The 16,598-nt window shown below is 40.9% G+C and carries 15 protein-coding genes and 1 riboswitch; of the genes, 10 read left to right on the top strand and 5 right to left on the bottom strand.

Annotated elements, in window-relative coordinates; translation table 11 throughout:
* Window positions 1-21: 21 nt before the first annotated feature.
* The 4 genes from HCK02_RS00145 to HCK02_RS00130 form a co-directional block, all read right to left on the bottom strand.
* Window positions 22-348 carry an AzlD domain-containing protein gene (locus tag HCK02_RS00145; protein ID WP_167627939.1) on the bottom strand — a complete coding sequence of 109 codons (327 nt, stop codon included), beginning with the start codon at window positions 346-348 and terminating at the stop codon, window positions 22-24.
* Complete coding sequence (locus tag HCK02_RS00140) at window positions 345-1,061, bottom strand: AzlC family ABC transporter permease (RefSeq protein ID WP_246215497.1); 717 nt, start codon at window positions 1,059-1,061, stop codon at window positions 345-347. Before HCK02_RS00140 ends, HCK02_RS00145 begins: the two co-directional genes overlap by 4 nt.
* Before the next feature lie 77 nt (window positions 1,062-1,138).
* Window positions 1,139-2,248 (bottom strand): flavodoxin-dependent (E)-4-hydroxy-3-methylbut-2-enyl-diphosphate synthase, encoded by a 1,110-nt coding sequence (ispG, locus tag HCK02_RS00135; protein WP_167627935.1) that lies wholly within the window; start codon window positions 2,246-2,248, stop codon window positions 1,139-1,141.
* Window positions 2,249-2,396: 148 nt separating this feature from the next.
* Complete coding sequence (locus HCK02_RS00130; RefSeq protein WP_167627933.1) at window positions 2,397-3,185, bottom strand: DUF1189 domain-containing protein; 789 nt, start codon at window positions 3,183-3,185, stop codon at window positions 2,397-2,399.
* A gap of 315 nt (window positions 3,186-3,500) precedes the next feature.
* Between HCK02_RS00130 and HCK02_RS00125 the strand changes: the two genes are divergently transcribed.
* From HCK02_RS00125 to HCK02_RS00090, 8 genes are all read left to right on the top strand, one after another.
* A complete protein-coding gene (locus HCK02_RS00125) occupies window positions 3,501-4,109 on the top strand; it encodes a superoxide dismutase (protein WP_167628092.1) in 609 nt (202 codons plus the stop codon).
* Between the two features lie 159 nt (window positions 4,110-4,268).
* Window positions 4,269-6,434, top strand: a complete 2,166-nt coding sequence (locus HCK02_RS00120; RefSeq protein WP_167627931.1) for a peptidoglycan D,D-transpeptidase FtsI family protein — start codon at window positions 4,269-4,271, stop codon at window positions 6,432-6,434.
* 141 nt (window positions 6,435-6,575) lie between these two features.
* Window positions 6,576-7,619 (top strand): aspartate-semialdehyde dehydrogenase, encoded by a 1,044-nt coding sequence (locus HCK02_RS00115; RefSeq protein ID WP_167627929.1) that lies wholly within the window; start codon window positions 6,576-6,578, stop codon window positions 7,617-7,619.
* A 14-nt stretch (window positions 7,620-7,633) separates the two neighbouring features.
* Entirely contained in the window at window positions 7,634-8,845 is a 1,212-nt protein-coding gene (gene dapG, locus HCK02_RS00110) for an aspartate kinase (RefSeq protein WP_167627926.1), read from the top strand.
* Window positions 8,846-8,870: 25 nt separating this feature from the next.
* The gene (gene dapA / locus HCK02_RS00105) at window positions 8,871-9,755 is read left to right on the top strand and encodes a 4-hydroxy-tetrahydrodipicolinate synthase (RefSeq protein WP_167627924.1); all 885 of its coding nucleotides are present in this window, start codon (window positions 8,871-8,873) and stop codon (window positions 9,753-9,755) included.
* Between the two features lie 14 nt (window positions 9,756-9,769).
* Window positions 9,770-11,437 (top strand): ribonuclease J, encoded by a 1,668-nt coding sequence (locus HCK02_RS00100; protein ID WP_167627922.1) that lies wholly within the window; start codon window positions 9,770-9,772, stop codon window positions 11,435-11,437.
* 99 nt (window positions 11,438-11,536) lie between these two features.
* Window positions 11,537-12,865: a dihydrolipoyl dehydrogenase family protein gene (locus tag HCK02_RS00095; protein ID WP_167627920.1), complete on the top strand. Its 1,329-nt coding sequence runs from the start codon at window positions 11,537-11,539 to the stop codon at window positions 12,863-12,865.
* Between the two features lie 56 nt (window positions 12,866-12,921).
* Window positions 12,922-13,581 carry a DUF4352 domain-containing protein gene (locus HCK02_RS00090; RefSeq protein WP_167627918.1) on the top strand — a complete coding sequence of 220 codons (660 nt, stop codon included), beginning with the start codon at window positions 12,922-12,924 and terminating at the stop codon, window positions 13,579-13,581.
* A 33-nt stretch (window positions 13,582-13,614) separates the two neighbouring features.
* Here HCK02_RS00090 and HCK02_RS00085 read toward each other — a convergent pair whose 3' ends face one another.
* The gene (locus tag HCK02_RS00085; protein WP_167627916.1) at window positions 13,615-15,216 is read right to left on the bottom strand and encodes an ABC-F family ATP-binding cassette domain-containing protein; all 1,602 of its coding nucleotides are present in this window, start codon (window positions 15,214-15,216) and stop codon (window positions 13,615-13,617) included.
* A 104-nt stretch (window positions 15,217-15,320) separates the two neighbouring features.
* Here HCK02_RS00085 and HCK02_RS00080 point away from each other — a divergent pair, with 104 nt between their 5' ends.
* Complete coding sequence (locus HCK02_RS00080) at window positions 15,321-15,701, top strand: MmcQ/YjbR family DNA-binding protein (RefSeq protein WP_167627914.1); 381 nt, start codon at window positions 15,321-15,323, stop codon at window positions 15,699-15,701.
* Between the two features lie 59 nt (window positions 15,702-15,760).
* Window positions 15,761-15,863, top strand: a riboswitch (TPP riboswitch).
* Window positions 15,864-15,936: 73 nt separating this feature from the next.
* Window positions 15,937-16,500 (top strand): energy-coupled thiamine transporter ThiT, encoded by a 564-nt coding sequence (thiT, locus tag HCK02_RS00075; protein ID WP_167627912.1) that lies wholly within the window; start codon window positions 15,937-15,939, stop codon window positions 16,498-16,500.
* The last annotated feature ends 98 nt before the right edge of the window (window positions 16,501-16,598 follow it).

Genomic DNA, 16,598 nt, shown 5'->3' with positions numbered 1-16,598 from the left:
CGAGCTCGCTTTACGCTGTTTTTAAATGAGGAGCCGGAGGAGTGCCATAGAAAGTACGCCGATAATGACAATCGCGATCAAGCTTTTAGTGAGGATGGCGGTCAAAATGGTTGGCAGGGAAGCAAGAAATGGTAACAGCTTGATGCTCGGAAACTGCCCAGCTTCTTTTTGTAGTAAGCTCTGTACAAAGAGGGCTGTCAAAATAGCAAGCGGAACATAAGACAAGTATCGTAGCAAAAACTCTGGCAGCTTCATTTTCCTGACTAAAAGAAACGGCAGAATACGCGGAATGAGTGTGACAAGTGCACAGCCGAGAATTGTTAAAAGAGTATACTCATGAACGGTCATTTTTCAGTCACCACTCCAATCAAACACCCGATGAGGGTTGCGAGTAAAACAGCCAGTTCTGGACTCAAAAAGCGCATCAACAAGATCACGAGAACAGCAACACTTGCCATCACAAGAAGTGAGTGGAGTATTTTTTTTGATTTATCGCTGATCAGTTGGAGATAAAGTAAGCCGATAAACATGGCTGTTAAGGCAAAATCTAGACCGAAGCTTTCTGGATTTGGCAAGAAAGCGCCAAGCAGTGCTCCGAAAAAACAGGCTAAAATCCAAGTGAGATAAGCAGTTAAATTTAAACCGTGCATCCACTGAGCAGAAATTTGATCGCTTCGACTGATTTTGTTCATTGCCACCGCGAAAGATTCATCGGTCAAAAGTGCTCCAATGCCAAGGTTATGTACCAAAGACTCCTTTTTGAAACTCGGGGCTGTCGCCATACTCATCAAAAAGTGTCGTGAATTAATCAAAAAAGCCGTAAAAACGATAGCGGAAATCGGAGTGTGGAGAACGAGCATGCCACAAATTATAAATTGAGAAGCTCCGGCGTAAACAAGCATTGCAAGGAGAGTGACTTCGAGAATCGAAAGTTGTGAGGCTTTTCCGACAACTCCAGCCGCAATTCCAATGCCAGCGTACCCGAGAACAGTTGGCAAGCAGGCTTTCACTCCGCCAAGAAAGTTTTGCTGTTGATTCATTGCTTCATGCTCCTTTTTTATTTTTTGCTAATCGTAACATAAAAAGGCAAGAAAAAACAGACCGCCTCGGCGATCTGTTTCGTTTTCCTAGGATAAATTTAATTGGCTGCTTGTTCTTCAGCTGCCTTTTTAGCAAAATATTCTTCAGCTAAAATATCAATTTCCTTTTTCAGTTCGTCTACCATAGTCTCTTCAGGGACTTTTCGAACAATTTTCCCGTGACGGAAAAGAAGTCCCTCACCGCGAGCCCCCGCGATTCCGATGTCCGCTTCCCGAGCTTCCCCAGGACCATTCACTGCGCATCCAAGCACAGCAACTTTAATCGGCGCTTTAATGCTTGAAATGTATTCTTCCACTTCATTAGCAATGCTGATCAAATCAATTTCGATCCGACCACAAGTTGGGCAAGAGATAAGTGTTGCCGCGTTAGACGAAAGTCCAAATGATTTGAGCAATTCACGAGCTACTTTTACTTCTTCAACAGGATCGGCACTAAGCGAAACGCGAAGTGTATTTCCGATGCCGCGACTTAAAATAGCGCCCAGCCCGGCAGCGCTTTTTATTCCACCAGCAAATTGAGTTCCAGATTCTGTAATCCCAAGGTGGAGGGGATAATTAAAAGCGCGACTTGCTTTATCGTAGGCTTCAATCGCTAAATTCACATCCGAAGCTTTAAGGGACACGATGATGTCATGGAAATCCAAGTCTTCCAAAATTTTGATGTGATGTAGCGCACTTTCCACCATGCCATCCGCCGTTGGATAGCCATATTTTTGGATGATTTTCTTTTCAAGGCTTCCAGCATTGACTCCAATACGAATTGGGATGCCTTTTGCTTTAGCTGCAGTTACCACTTTTTCGACGCGTTCCCGGCGACCAATATTTCCGGGATTGATTCGAATTTTGTCAACTCCTGCTTCGATAGCTTTTAAAGCAAGACGATAATCAAAATGAATATCTGCCACAAGCGGAATGTGGATGCGTTTCTTTATATCGCTTAAAGCATTTGCTGCACGTTCATCCGGACAAGCCACACGAACAATTTGACATCCAGCTTCTTCAAGTCGCAAAATTTCAGCAACTGTAGCTTCAACGTCATGTGTTTTCGTTGTTGCCATACTTTGAATAAATAATTCGTTGCTCCCGCCAATTGTTAAATTACCGACCTTAACCGGACGGGTTTCAGTTCGTAAAGTTCTTTCGTTCAAGGAAATTCTCTCCTTTTACATTCACTATTCAGAATTTGTTTTCTTTAGTATCATATCACTTTTTTTAGAGGAAAGCACTAACTCTTAGATTAAATTTTTCTAAGAAAAAAGGAAGAGGCCACCGAATAAGGGTGACCTCTTCAAATTTCTATTCAGGTTTGTTTTGCGGAATCGTCCGAATCGCAAGGAAAATAACGATCAAGCTAACCGCCATGTTGATTTCCATTCCAAAGGGAACTTGAATTTGGAGCCATTCCATCACCATGCTGAAGACCGTTGCAAGCGTGATTCCGTAGGTCGCAATCATCCAGTTTTCCCGGTAGCTCACGCCGCCTCGTCCGAATCCAGTCAAGATAAAGCCAAATAGACCGTAAATCGCAACGCGGAAAAACATCATGCCGAGCATAAATATGAATAAGAAAAGTAGGATCAAAGGAATTACATACTTAGTCGTGTCTGTCACCGATCCATACATTGTTAAAAGATCGTCTTTATCAGAAATCCCAAGCGTCTTATAGCTGAAGGACTGGGAGAAGCCACTAGCCGTGATGTAGACGCCATTCGATAAGAAAGCAAAAGCACTTTCGTAGGATCCAATTTTGTTATCTACATCGTCTTTATCAAGAGTTCCGCTTGCATCATAATAAATATGTAAGCTTCCTTCATCAATTGAAATGGGAAGATTGTCTGCAGATTGATCTTTCGTTACGAGTTTTCCATCTTGAACGCTAAAATCTGGAATTTGATTTTGTAAGGATTCTTTGCTCAGTTTAAGTACATTTTGAGTTGTCGTCGTGGTGTAGTAAGCGAGCGGTAAAAAGGCAAGAAACCCTAGCACGATAAGATAAGTGATACTTTTACTTATTTTATCTTTTCGGAAGGTTGCAATATCTTTCGGGGAATAAATACTTCTCCAAAAACGCTTAAAGATATTCATTTTCGTAGTCAGCACCTCACAATATTTGTTTGAAAATTTTTGAAGAGGGAAGAGAAAGAACGCATAGCGATTTTCAAAGCCCTGTCTGTTTTTAATGATAGCTTGAATTTAGCTTAAAAGCAAAGAGAAATTGCTGGAAGCAGAAAAATTGCAACAGTAGTTTAATCGTGTTAGGCTAAAAGATGTAAACGATGGGACTAGAAAGGACTTTTCCACGTGTTCATGGTTAGTACTATGGATGTGGATGCTGAGCCAATAGATACAGTCTTAGTTTCGCTTGCGACAATCAAAATTATTTTCGAGGAGGAATTGACAGTGGCATACGAATTACCAAAACTACCATATACGTATGATGCGCTTGAACCAAATTTTGACAAGGAAACAATGGAAATCCATTATACGAAGCACCACAATACTTATGTAACAAAATTAAATGATGCGGTGAAAGATTATCCGGAACTTGCAAGTAAATCTGTCGAAGATCTTGTAGCTGATTTAAACAGCGTTCCTGAAAGCATCCGCACAGCGGTTCGTAATAATGGTGGAGGTCACGCTAACCACAGCTTATTCTGGACTATCTTAAGTCCAAACGGTGGTGGGGAACCTGCTGGCGCTTTGAAAGAAGCAATTGACAGTACTTTCGGAAGCTTTGATGGATTTAAAGAAAAATTTGCAGCAGCAGCAGCGGCTCGTTTCGGATCAGGCTGGGCTTGGCTTGTTTTGAAAGATGGCAAACTTGAAATCATCAGCTTGCCAAACCAAGATTCACCACTTACTGAAGGCTATACACCAGTTCTTGGTCTTGATGTTTGGGAACATGCTTACTATTTGAAATTCCAAAATCGTCGTCCAGAATACATTGATACTTTCTGGAATGTTGTAAACTGGGATGAAGTAGCACGTCGTTTCGAAGCTGCTAAATAAAATAGATGTAAGTAGAAAACCGTAAGAGAGGGAATATCTCCTTTCTTACGGTTTTCTTTTACTTTTTTTAATGAAATTCTTATCAGGATAAAGTGGAAAAGTTGTTGGTTTTCAGATACAATAGGAAGAGGCATTAAACAAAGAGAGGGTTTGTGATACGTGAAACTGAATTTTAGAAAAAAGAAAGATCCAATCAAAAAGAAAAAACGTGCCGTGATTCCACTCCGTCTCAATATTTTATTTTTTGTTATCTTCATTTTGTTTTCTGTTTTAATCTTACGACTTGGAATTGTTCAAATTGTTCAAGGCGATACGTATAAACGTCAACTCGAGGAAACGGATAATGTAACGGTTTCAAAAAATGTACCTCGGGGTGTTATTTTTGACCGAAATTATAACCTCTTAGTTGGTAATACAGCTGTAAAAACGATTACGTATACACGCAGTGAGAAAACGAAAACATCTGAGATTTTACAGGTTGCTAAAAAACTCGATAAAATGATTAAAGTCGAACCTGAAAAATTAACGGAACGGGATTTACAAGATTACTGGATTTTAACGCATGAAAAAGAATCGCTTAATCGTCTTTCTGCAAAAGAGAAAAACTTAGATTCTTCTGCGATGTACAAGAAACAAGTCAATGATGTGACGAAAAAAGATTTGGATGATTTATCAACTGATGATAAACGAATCGCTACGATTTATAAAAAAATGACAAGTGGTTATGCGATGACAGAATCCATTGTTAAAGGAAAAGATGTAACGGATGAAGAAATCGCTCGTGTGAGTGAAAACTTGGAAAAATTACCGGGTGTCGATACGACAACTGACTGGAATCGCTTCTACACGTATGATGAAACCCTTCGCTCGATTCTTGGATCCGTTTCTTCTGCGAAAGAAGGGCTACCGAAAGAAAAAGCAGAATACTACCTTTCACAAGGTTATAGCCGAAACGACCGTGTTGGTAAAAGCTATCTTGAATCCGAATACCAAAGTATTTTGGCTGGGCAAAAATCTCAGTCTGAAAGTGTAATGGATGCGCAAGGAAATATCATTGAAACTGTACAAAAAACAGAAGGCTCGAAAGGAAAAGATCTCGTTTTATCTGTTGATCTAGACTTTCAACGTGCTGTAGAAGAAATCCTTCGTAATAATATTAAAAGAGGGAAAGCAGCAAGCGGATCTGACTTACTAGATCGTGCGTTTGTTGTCGCAATGGATCCTTATAGTGGGGAAATTCTTTCACTGGCTGGTCAAAAACTAAATAGTGATGGATCGTTTGAAGATTATTCACTTGGAAGTTTTACAACAGCTTATAACATGGGTTCTGCTGTTAAAGGAGCAACCGTTCTTGGTGGGATCATGAGTGATTCGATTACAAGAAATACTTACTTTACAGATAAACCCATTAAATTTAAGGGAACAAAAGCCAAAAGTTCTTGGTTTAACCGGAACGGAGAAGGAACGCGTACACTTAGTCCAGTTGGAGCGCTTGAAATTTCATCAAACTCGTATATGTATCAAGTTTCAATGAAAATGGCTGGCGCGAAATACGTCTATGATGGACCGCTTCGTGCACCGCTTACAACTTTTGATAAGATGCGTTATTATTACAACCAATTTGGTCTTGGCGTTCAAACTGGGATTGACTTACCTGGAGAGCAAATCGGATATAAAGGGTCGGATGACACGGTTGGTAAGATTCTCGATTTTGCAATCGGACAATACGATTCTTATACACCGCTTCAACTTGCGCAATACTCTTCTGTTATCGCAAATGGTGGTTCACGGATCGCACCAACGATGTTAAAAGAAATTCGTAACCCAAGTACAAGCGGAGACACAGTTGGCTCACTTGCAACAAGTACGCAACCGAAAGTAATGAACCGACTAGGAGTATCTGAAGCTGATATTGAAACCATTCAAAAAGGCTTCTATGCAGTAACTCATGGTTCTAGCGGAACGGCTCGTTCGGTGTTTACGTCCTCTGACTATGATGTAGCCGGAAAAACAGGGACGGCTCAGGCTTTCTATGATGGACCAAAAGAAGGCAATAATATGGCTGCTGTGTGGAATACTACTTTTGTTGGCTATGCACCGGTTAAAAAACCAGAAATTTCAATTGCAGTCGTTGTCCCTTGGGAATATCGTGATGGATATAGCGATTCGAAAATCAACATGAGCATCGCTAAAGAAGTATATGATAAATACTTTGAGCTCAAAAAACAACGTGCTGAACAAAAGAAAGAAACCTCACATGTGAATCAACCTGTTAACAACGTCGCACAAGCACGCGAAGCGCAGTCGAAACAAACTGAGAAGTAAAAAGAATCCTGTCCGTTACGGGCGGGATTCTTTTTTTGGAATAGGCACTAAAAGAACTGCGAAACAAGAGCTTTTATGGTATGATAAGAAGAGTTTAAAGTGAACGAATCACTTTTTCCGAAGAGGAGGAGGAAATAGATCATGGCAAAAAACTATCATGTGGCGGTTGTCGGGGCAACAGGAGCGGTTGGAACACAAATGATCGAATTATTAGAGCAAGTTACTTCGTTTGAAATTGGGAAGGTTTCGTTTCTTTCGTCAGCTCGTTCAGCGGGCAAGAAAAAAACTTTCCGCGGAGAAGAAATCACAATTGAAGAAGCTAAACCTGAGAGTTTCTCGGGCGTAGATATTGCGCTTTTCAGTGCGGGTGGATCGGTCTCTAAAGCTTTAGCGAAAGAAGCTGTTCAAAGAGGCGCAATCGTGATCGACAATACGAGTGCTTTTCGGATGGATCCAGCTGTTCCGCTTGTTGTTCCAGAGGTGAATGAAGAAGCGCTCAAAAAGCATGTGGGCATTATCGCCAATCCAAATTGTTCAACGATCCAAATGGTTGCGGCGCTTGAACCAATTCGTGAAAAATTTGGGCTGAACCGAATTATTGTTTCGACCTATCAAGCAGTTTCGGGCTCAGGAATTTCAGCGATTCAAGAGTTAAAGAATCAATCTCGTGCTATTTTAGATGGGGAAGATTTTACACCGGAGTATTTACCGGTTAAAGGTGACAAGAAACACTATCAAATCGCGTTTAATGCGCTTCCTCAAATCGATGTATTTACAGATAACGATTATACATATGAAGAGATGAAGATGATCAATGAAACGCGCAAAATCATGGAAGATGACACGATGAAAGTAGCGGCGACATGCGTGCGCATTCCAGTTGTAACGGGGCACTCGGAGTCTGTTTATATTGAAGTGGAAGAAGCAGGAGTTTCGGCTCAAGCGATTCAAGAAGCTTTGAAAGATGCGCCAGGAATTGTTTTGGAAGATGATCCAGCCAATCAAATCTATCCGCAAGCGGCTCTTTCTGAAAATAAAAAAGAAGTATTTGTGGGGCGCGTGCGGCACGATCTTGACGATCCTAAAGGTTTCCACATGTGGATTGTTTCAGATAACTTGCTAAAAGGAGCTGCCTGGAATTCGATTCAAATTGCTGAAAGTCTTGTGAAATTAGAAATTATTTAGAGGTGTTCTTAAAAATGAATTTGATCGTGCAAAAATTCGGCGGAACTTCCGTCCAAAGTGAAGAAACGCGAAAAATGGCTTTTGGTCATATCAAACGAGCAACAGAAGCTGGTTATAAAGTGGTCGTTGTTGTTTCGGCTATTGGTCGTCTTGGTGATCCTTACGCAACGGATACACTGCTTGAACTTATCGGCGCCAAAGGGACAAAGCTTTCAAATCGCGAAGAAGACATGCTTCTTTCTGTTGGTGAGACGATTTCTTGCGCGGTATTTACGAACATGTTGAAAGAAGCTCGCGTGAATGCTGTTGGCTTTTCTGGCGGGCAAGCAGGCATTTTGACAACAAGTGAACACTTAAATGCAAAAATTCTTGAAGTGGATCCAAAACGAATTCGTGCAGCTTTCGATCAAGTGGATGTCGTCGTCGTAGCTGGGTTCCAAGGTGTAGACGAACATGGCGATGTCACGACTTTAGGTCGAGGTGGAAGTGATACTTCTGCAGCGGCTCTTGGTGTTGCGCTCCAAGCGGATTTTGTGGATATTTTTACTGATGTTGACGGGATGATGACGGCGGATCCACGGATTGTCGAACATGCGCGTAGCCTTCCTCGCGTTAGTTATAACGAGGTGAGCAATATGGCTTATCAAGGTGCAAAAGTCATTCATCCACGTGCGGTTGAAATTGCGATGACGGCGAAGATTCCCATGCGAATTCGTTCTACCTATCTGGACGGTGAAGGGACACTTGTTACGGCGCTTTCAAATGAAGAAAGTCACTTTGATATTAAAGAACGCCTTGTAACAGGAATCGCTCATGTCACGAATTTAACGCAAATCAATGTGCGAATCGAAACACCAGACAAGCAACAAGATGCTTTTAGTCTTTTAGCGGAACATGGGATCAGTCTTGACTTTATCAGCATTGGGACTGAAAATATTGCGTTTACTGTTCCAGAAGAAAAAAGAACGCAGACAGTCGAACTACTTGAAAAGCAAGGATTTTCAGTGCTTGTTACGGAACACTGCGCGAAAGTATCAATCGTTGGGGCAGGAATTACTGGTGTTCCAGGTGTTACGGCTAAAATTGTCAGTGCTCTAGCAGCACGCGGGATTCAGATTTTACAGTCTGCAGATAGCCATACCACGATTTGGGTGCTGATTAGTGAAGAAGACTTAATTCAAGCAGTCAATGCTTTGCATGATACTTTTTGTTTAGAAGTAGAATAAAAATGCGAATCAGGAGGGATTAAATATGGATTTTGGAAAAGTAATTACAGCCATGGTGACCCCAATTCATCCGGAGAAAGATGTTGTTTGTCGTAAACGAATTCATCGACTTGTCAATCATTTGATTGAAACAGGATCAGACGGATTAGTTGTTTCTGGAACGACAGGAGAATCACCAACGCTGTCTCATGATGAAAAAATCAAATTAATGACGGAAGTTGTCAAAGTAAATGATGGCAGAGCAAAATTAATTGCTGGAACGGGATCAAATAATACGGCAGAAACGATTGCGTTTACAAAAGAAGTTGCAGACTTAGGGGGCTATGATGCAGCCCTTGTTGTCACACCTTACTACAACAAACCAAACCAACGAGGAATCTATGAACATTTTAAAGCGGTAGCAGAAAATAGTCCGCTACCAATTATGATTTATAACATTCCTGGGCGTTCTGTTGTTAATATCGAGCCAGAAACCATTATTGCATTATCCAAATTGGAGAACATTGTTTCCGTCAAAGAATCAAGCGGAAATTTAGAAAACATTTCGCAAATCGTGGAAGAAACAGCAGATGACTTTACCGTCTATAGCGGAGATGATAGCTTAACCCTCCCTATTTTGTCAGTCGGCGGTCGTGGTGTCGTTTCTGTACTGAGCCATGTGGCGGGAAATGAAACGAAAGAAATGATTGAAGCTTACGAGAACGGGGAAGTGAAGAAAGCATCTGAAATCCACAGAAGACTGCTTCCACTTATGCGTGGTTTGTTTAGTTCACCAAATCCTGCTCCGACGAAATTTTTGCTAAACGATAGGGGCGTTGATGTTGGTCACGTTCGCTTGCCACTTGTTGATTTAGACGAGGAACAAGGCAAGAAACTTAAAGCGATTTATGAAGAGTCGCAAAAAAGCTAAAGGAGGTTTACGCTTTGACACTAAAAAAAGCGAAACAGATTAAAATTATTCCGCTGGGCGGGGTAGATGAAAGCGGGAAAAATATGTATGTCGTCGAAGTAGACGATGAAATTTTTGTCTTAGATGCTGGGCTGATGTTCCCAGAAGATGAACTTCTAGGCATTGATGTTGTTATTCCCGATTTCAAGTATTTAGAAGAAAATAAAGACCGTGTGAAAGCGATTATTCTTTCTCATGGACATGAAGATGCGATTGGAGCTTTGCCTTATTTGCTTCAGAAGGTCAAAGCGCCTGTGTACGGGACTGAATTAACGATTTCACTCGCTAAAAATTCTGTTAAAGAATACCGGAAAGTGCGGTTTAAAAATTTCCATGTGATTGATGAAGATAGCATCATCAAGTTTAATAAAGTCAATGTCCAATTTTTCCGGACAACACATACGATTCCTGACTCGGTTGGGATTGTGATTAATACGAGCGAAGGTTCAATCGTTTATTCGGGTGATTTTAAATTTGATCAATCCGCAAATGAAGGCTACGAAACGAGTCTTAGTGCTATTGCAGATGTTGGAGAAGCTGGCGTTCTAGCCTTGCTATCAGATAGCTCAGAAGCCGAGCATCCGGGAACAACTTCGAGCGATAGTGACATCGAACAAGAAGTGCGTCACGCGTTTCGAACGGCTGAGGGTCGAATTATCGTTGCTTGTGTAGCTTCGAATGTTATTCGTTTGCAACAAGTGTTAGATGCTTCTGCGGCAACGAAACGGAAAGTCGTTATTGTTGGGAAAGAACTAGAACGTGTTGTTGAAATTACAAGCAGCTTAGATAAGCTCAAAATGGACGATGATTTGATTATTCCATTTAAAGAAATGAAAAAATACCCAGATGATGAAATTACTATCATTGAAACTGGAAATCTTGGTGAGCCGATTCAGTCGCTTCAATTAATGACAAAAGGGAATCATCCAAAGGTTAATATTAAAGCGGGGGATACCGTTTACATCACAACAACACCAAGCCCTTCTTTAGAAACAATGATGGCAAAAACAATCGATATGCTGTACCGAGCTGGTGCACGTGTTCTCACGATGAGCCGCGATTTGTTTGTGTCTGGCCATGCAAGCCAAGACGACTTGAAACTATTGCTCAACTTACTGAAACCGACTTACTTTGTACCCGTTCACGGCGAATATCGGATGCTTATTGCACATGCTAAACTAGCAAATAGTGTGGGCATTCCAAAATCCAATGTTTTTGTAGTTGGAAAAGGAGAAGTCGTGGAATATAAAGCAGGGCGCATGTCCGTTGGAAACCGCGTTTATGCTGGGAATACGCTGATTGACGGCTTAGGTGTTGGCGATGTTGGGAACATTGTCTTAAGAGACCGGAAACTTCTTTCGGAAGACGGTATTTTCATCGTTGTTGTTACGCTTAGTCGGCGCCATAAAAAAATCATTTCAGGCCCTGAAATGATTTCAAGAGGTTTTGTATATGTACGTGAATCGGAACGCTTAATTGAAGACTCGCAAAAACTTGTAAGTAAAATCGTTGAGAAAAACTTGCAAGATAGTGAGTTTGAATGGTCGAAGTTGAAGCAGGATATTCGCGATCAACTAAATCGTTTCTTGTTTGAACAAACAAAACGCCGTCCGATGATTTTACCAATTATTATGGAAGTCTAGAAGTTTTAGGCTAGCTTTTTAGCTAGCCTAAAACTTCTTTGTTTTTATCTAGAGAAATTCGGGAAAAGAGTTAGAGGATAATTGGAGAGGATGAACAATATGGATTACAAGTTTGATGCCATTGTGATTGGAAGTGGTGTGACCGGGACTTCCGCCGCTTATGCACTTAATGAAGCGGGAAAGAAAGTGGCAATTATTGAAGAACGGGATTGGGGCGGCACGTGTGTGCTTCGTGGATGCGATCCTAAAAAGGTATTAGCTGGTGCGATGGAAGCACATAATTTTTCGGAGCGGTTACGAGGCAAGGGAATCAAGCAAGTCGCGGAGATTGATTGGAAAGATTTGCAAGACTTCAAGAAAAGCTTTGTTGAGTCTGTTCCAGAAAGTCGCTTAGAAGGTTTTCAAGAAGCAAAAATTGAAACGTTCAAAGGAAGCGCCGCTTTTCTGGATGCTCATAAGTTGCAAGTTGGCGAAGATACACTTTCTGCTGAAGACATTATTATCGCGACAGGAGCACGACCAAACATTCCGGATATCGAAGGAAAAGAAATTTTTCTTACGAGTGATGATTTTTTGGATTTGGAGACTCTTCCGAAACGGATCGCTTTTGTTGGAGGTGGCTATATTGCCTTTGAGTTTGCAGCAATTGCACATGCGGCGGGAAGTGAAGTACATTTGATCCATCATAATAGTCGGCCGTTAAAAGGGTTTGATGAGGACCACGTGGCGATGCTTGTGAGTTCGCTCAAATCAGATGGCGTTCATTTTCACTTTGATACGGATGTGGAGCAACTTGCAAAAAGAGATGCTGGGATTTTGCTTTCTGCTCAAAATTGGACGCTTGAAGTCGATGCCGTTTTTGCGACGGCGGGTCGGAAACCAAATATCGAGCGGCTAAACCTTGAAAAAGCAGGAATTCAGTCGAACCGGCACGGTATTCTTGTTAATCAATCGCTTGAAGCCGTCCCCCATGTTCTAGCAGTAGGAGATGTTTCAATTACTCCGGGTCTTCCACTTACACCCGTGGACAGCTTTGAGGCGGATTTTGCGGTTTCGTATATTTTAGGCAAGAAACAAGAGATTCAGTATCCGGCGATTCCAAGTGCTATGTTCTCGAGTCCTAAAATGGCTCAGGTCGGATTGACGGCAAGAGAAGCGCTTCAAGAAAAGGATCGCTATCATGTAAATGAAATTGATATGAAAAACTGGTATACGTACCGGCGAACCAATGAGTATCTCAGTCATGCTAAAGTTATAACGGAAAAAGAAACCGGGAAGATTGCTGGCGCATCTTTTATCAATGAAGAAGCAGATGTCATGATCAATTATATCGTGCTTTTGATGAAAGCGGGGCTAACAATCGATGCGCTTGACTCGCTCATTTTTGCTTATCCATCTCCAGCATCGGATTTACCTTCGTTGCGCTAGCCTCTGACAAATGGTATGATTAAACCAGTTATTAGCAAGAAGAAGGAGTATTTTACATGTTACTATGGATTATTTTAGGTGGCATCCTAGCCTTTATTCTGTTTGTGATTGGACTGATCATTTTATTTTTCCCGAAACAAAGAAAAGTAGGGGCCATTTTAGTTGGCGTGGGAATGGTATTAATGATTGCTTCGATTGTGGGTGTCTTTTTACACTTTAAACAATTAGATGATGTGAATAATAAAGTATTGAATTATTCGGCTGGAAAATCGACAAGTGAATCTGGGAAAAAAGAAGCGAAAACCTACCAAGTAAATCATAAAGTAAATGAAAATAATATTGAATTGACGGTTAAAACAATCAAAGTGGAGAAAAAACCCGTTTATTCTACGATGGAACAAAAAGAAGTGCCGGGCAGTATTTCGCTTGTATTGGCTGTGAAAAATAACGGGAAAGAGAAGCTTACGACTTATCCGAACCAAGGGACACTAGAAGCTTCTAAAATGGAAGTAGATGGTGGAGATGTCTTGCTTTCTGAATTTGATGCAAGCACTGTGGAACCTGGAAAAACAATTGAAGGTACTCTAGTATTTCCACTGGAAAAACTGAAATCAGTTGCTTCCATTCATTCTGTATCGCTTTCTTGGCTCAGCTATTTTGGCTCTGAGTCTGATCCAGTTGGAACGGAAACGGGAACAATTAAATTAACGAAATAAAAGAAATCCGCTCAAACTTTGAGCGGATTTCTTTTATTCTGCGACGTCTAGAACTTCTGCTAGATAGCCGTCATAACTGATTTCTTTATTGTAGAAGTTTTCTTTTGAAAGGTTGAGGACACGTGTCGCCAAACTTTGTAATAGTTGATGGTCATGACTAGAAAAGATCATTGCTCCATCAAAAGCTGCTAAACCGTTGTTTAAAGCCGTGATGGATTCTAAATCCAAGTGGTTGGTTGGCTCATCCAGTAGAAGAACATTGGATCCAGAGAGCATCATTTTTGAAAGCATACAACGTACTTTTTCGCCACCAGATAAGACTTTTACTTTTTTAAGCACTTCATCCCCACTAAAGAGCATGCGACCAAGGAAGCCGCGTAAGAAAGCTTCAGAATCATCTTGTGGAGAGAATTGGCGTAACCATTCCACAAGGTTTAAGTTGTTGTCTTCGAAAAACTCCGAGTTATCTTTCGGGAAGTAACTTTGACTCGTTGTGACACCCCAGCGGAATGATCCTGCGTCAGGTTCCATTTCACCAGCTAAAATTTGCAGAAGAGCAGTTTTGGCTACTTCATCATCACCTACAAGCGCCACTTTATCATTGCGATTAATTGTGAAGGAAACATTGTCGAGCACTTTGACACCGTCAATTTCTTTTGTCAGATTTTCAACGGTTAGTAAGTCGTTTCCAACTTCGCGATCGGGCTTGAATTGAATGAATGGATAACGTCTGCTAGAAGGCTGGATGTCCTCAAGTGTAATTTTATCAAGCATTTTCTTCCGACTTGTCGCTTGTTTCGATTTAGAAGCATTGGCGCTAAACCGTGCAATAAAATCTTGCAATTCTTTAATTTTTTCTTCTTTTTTCTTGTTGCGGTCACCCATCATTTGCTGTGCTAGCTGACTCGATTCATACCAGAAATCATAGTTTCCGACATACAGTTGAATTTTGCTAAAATCAAGGTCGGCAATGTGCGTACAAACTTTATTTAAGAAGTGACGATCATGAGAAACCACAATGACTGTGTTTTCAAAGTTGATTAAAAATTCTTCAAGCCAGTGAATCGCACGAATGTCTAAGTGGTTGGTCGGTTCATCTAGAAGTAAAATATCCGGTTTCCCAAAAAGAGCTTGTGCGAGTAAAACTTTGACTTTTTCACTTCCGGTTAAGTCTTTCATATATTTATCGTGCAAATCTTGTGAAATGCCAAGACCGTTTAGTAGTACGGCTGCATCAGCTTCAGCTTCCCAGCCGCCAAGTTCACCAAATTCACCTTCCAGTTCTGCAGCACGAATACCGTCTTCATCACTAAAATCAGGTTTCATATAGATGGCGTTTTTCTCAGCCATAATTTCATAAAGCTTCTGGTGCCCCATGATGACCGTATTTAAAACGAGTTCATCATCATATTGGAAGTGATCTTGTTGTAAAACAGCAAGTCGTTCACCGGGTGTGATATGAACGCTTCCAGATTGCGAATCCACTTCTCCAGAGAGTACTTTCAAAAACGTAGATTTACCCGCCCCGTTTGCTCCGATTAAACCGTAACAGTTGCCGGGTGTGAATTTGATGGAAACATCTTCGAATAATTTTTTATCGCCATAGCGTAGTCCAACATTACTAACAGTTAACATTTTTTTCCTCCTAAAAAGCACATTATCTCTATCATAACACGCTATGAATTGTAAATAAAGTTTTTCTCATGTTAAAATGAGGGAAATGAAAGGGTGAGAAACTGGTGGTAAAAAATGATCCACTTAATTTAGCAAAGCGTGTAGCTTTTTGTTTAACGCTTGATGGCGCAGTTGAGACTTTTCCGTTTGGAGAGCATTTTCATGTGATGCGTATTTACGAAAAAATGTTTGCGCTTATTCACTATAAAGATGGCAAGCTATACGTAAGTGCCAAGTGTGAACCTGAAAAAGGAGAACATCTTCGTGAGGAATATCAAGCTATCATACCAGGTTATCATCTTAATAAAACACATTGGGTTTCGGTGGTTATAACGGAAGAAGAGCAAATGGATTTTGAACTGGAAAAAGCCATTTTGACGAACAGTTATCAGCTGGTTCTATCGAAGCTTTCCAAAAAGAAACAAGCCGAAATTCGTGGTTTCTAGCAAAAAGGTTTACTTTCAGGCTCATTCACTTTATAATAAATGTGTTCAAACTACATAAACGTTACCACAGGGGGAGCTTCTAGCTGAGATTGAGTCTTCAAGACTCTGACCCTTTGAACCTGTTCGTTAAGACGAGCGTAGGGATTGTGGCGATTGCACTTTTCTTGTTAATTCGGAAAACTGCTTTCTTCTGGGGTACGTTTTTGACCAAAAGGAAGAAAGGAGTTTATTTTTTATGGTAAGTAAACGATTGCTAATTTTGATTGAATGTGCTATTTTTGCGGCAATCGCGATGGTACTGAGTTTTATCCCAATGGATTTAGGCTCTAGTTTTTCGATTTCTCTTGGGATGATTCCGATGTATGTGATTGCTTTGCGCCGAGGCTTTTTCGCAGCTGGATTTTCCGGACTTTTATGGGGGTTGCTTCATTTTTTGACAGGAAAAGCCTACATTTTAACGTGGAATCAAGCTTTAATTGAGTATATCTTGGCTTTTGTGTTTATTGCTTTTGCAGGGATTTTTGCTAAAAAAGTACGTGCCGCCCTGAAAGAAAAAAATATGAAACAAGCTCAGGCTTATGCGTGGAGCTCGATGTTTATTGGTGGCGTCACGCGTTACTTTTGGCATTATGTAGCAGGAGTCGTGTTCTGGGGAGCCTATGCATTTAAAGGATGGAGTGCGCAACTTTTTTCACTAGTTATGAATGGTGCAAGTGGTTTAGCGACTATTCTTGTTGCTGGAGCAGTTGTTTCGATTATCCTTCAAATCAAGCCACAACTGTTTTTGCCTAAAAATTAAAGGTGAAAGAACGCTCTGAAATTTGGGGCGTTTTTTTTGCGTAATAGTTGAAAATCTAACGAGAAGGCATAGAATAGGAGTTATGAAAAGGGTTTTCT

The organism is Listeria valentina (genome assembly GCF_011800755.1).
Taxonomy (GTDB): domain Bacteria; phylum Bacillota; class Bacilli; order Lactobacillales; family Listeriaceae; genus Listeria; species Listeria valentina.
Note: the sequence above shows the minus strand (reverse complement) of the source record. Positions and strands in the feature narration are given on the sequence as shown.

Excerpts from the sequence above, each read along its gene's own strand:
- HCK02_RS00145 (WP_167627939.1), bottom strand. The coding sequence starts at position 348 with ATGACCGTTCATGAGTATACTCTTTTAACAATTCTCGGCTGTGCACTT.
- HCK02_RS00130 (WP_167627933.1), bottom strand. The coding sequence starts at position 3,185 with ATGAATATCTTTAAGCGTTTTTGGAGAAGTATTTATTCCCCGAAAGAT.
- HCK02_RS00115 (WP_167627929.1), top strand. The coding sequence starts at position 6,576 with ATGGCAAAAAACTATCATGTGGCGGTTGTCGGGGCAACAGGAGCGGTT.
- dapG (WP_167627926.1), top strand. The coding sequence starts at position 7,634 with ATGAATTTGATCGTGCAAAAATTCGGCGGAACTTCCGTCCAAAGTGAA.
- dapA (WP_167627924.1), top strand. The coding sequence starts at position 8,871 with ATGGATTTTGGAAAAGTAATTACAGCCATGGTGACCCCAATTCATCCG.
- HCK02_RS00095 (WP_167627920.1), top strand. The coding sequence starts at position 11,537 with ATGGATTACAAGTTTGATGCCATTGTGATTGGAAGTGGTGTGACCGGG.
- HCK02_RS00090 (WP_167627918.1), top strand. The coding sequence starts at position 12,922 with ATGTTACTATGGATTATTTTAGGTGGCATCCTAGCCTTTATTCTGTTT.
- HCK02_RS00085 (WP_167627916.1), bottom strand. The coding sequence starts at position 15,216 with ATGTTAACTGTTAGTAATGTTGGACTACGCTATGGCGATAAAAAATTA.
- thiT (WP_167627912.1), top strand. The coding sequence starts at position 15,937 with ATGGTAAGTAAACGATTGCTAATTTTGATTGAATGTGCTATTTTTGCG.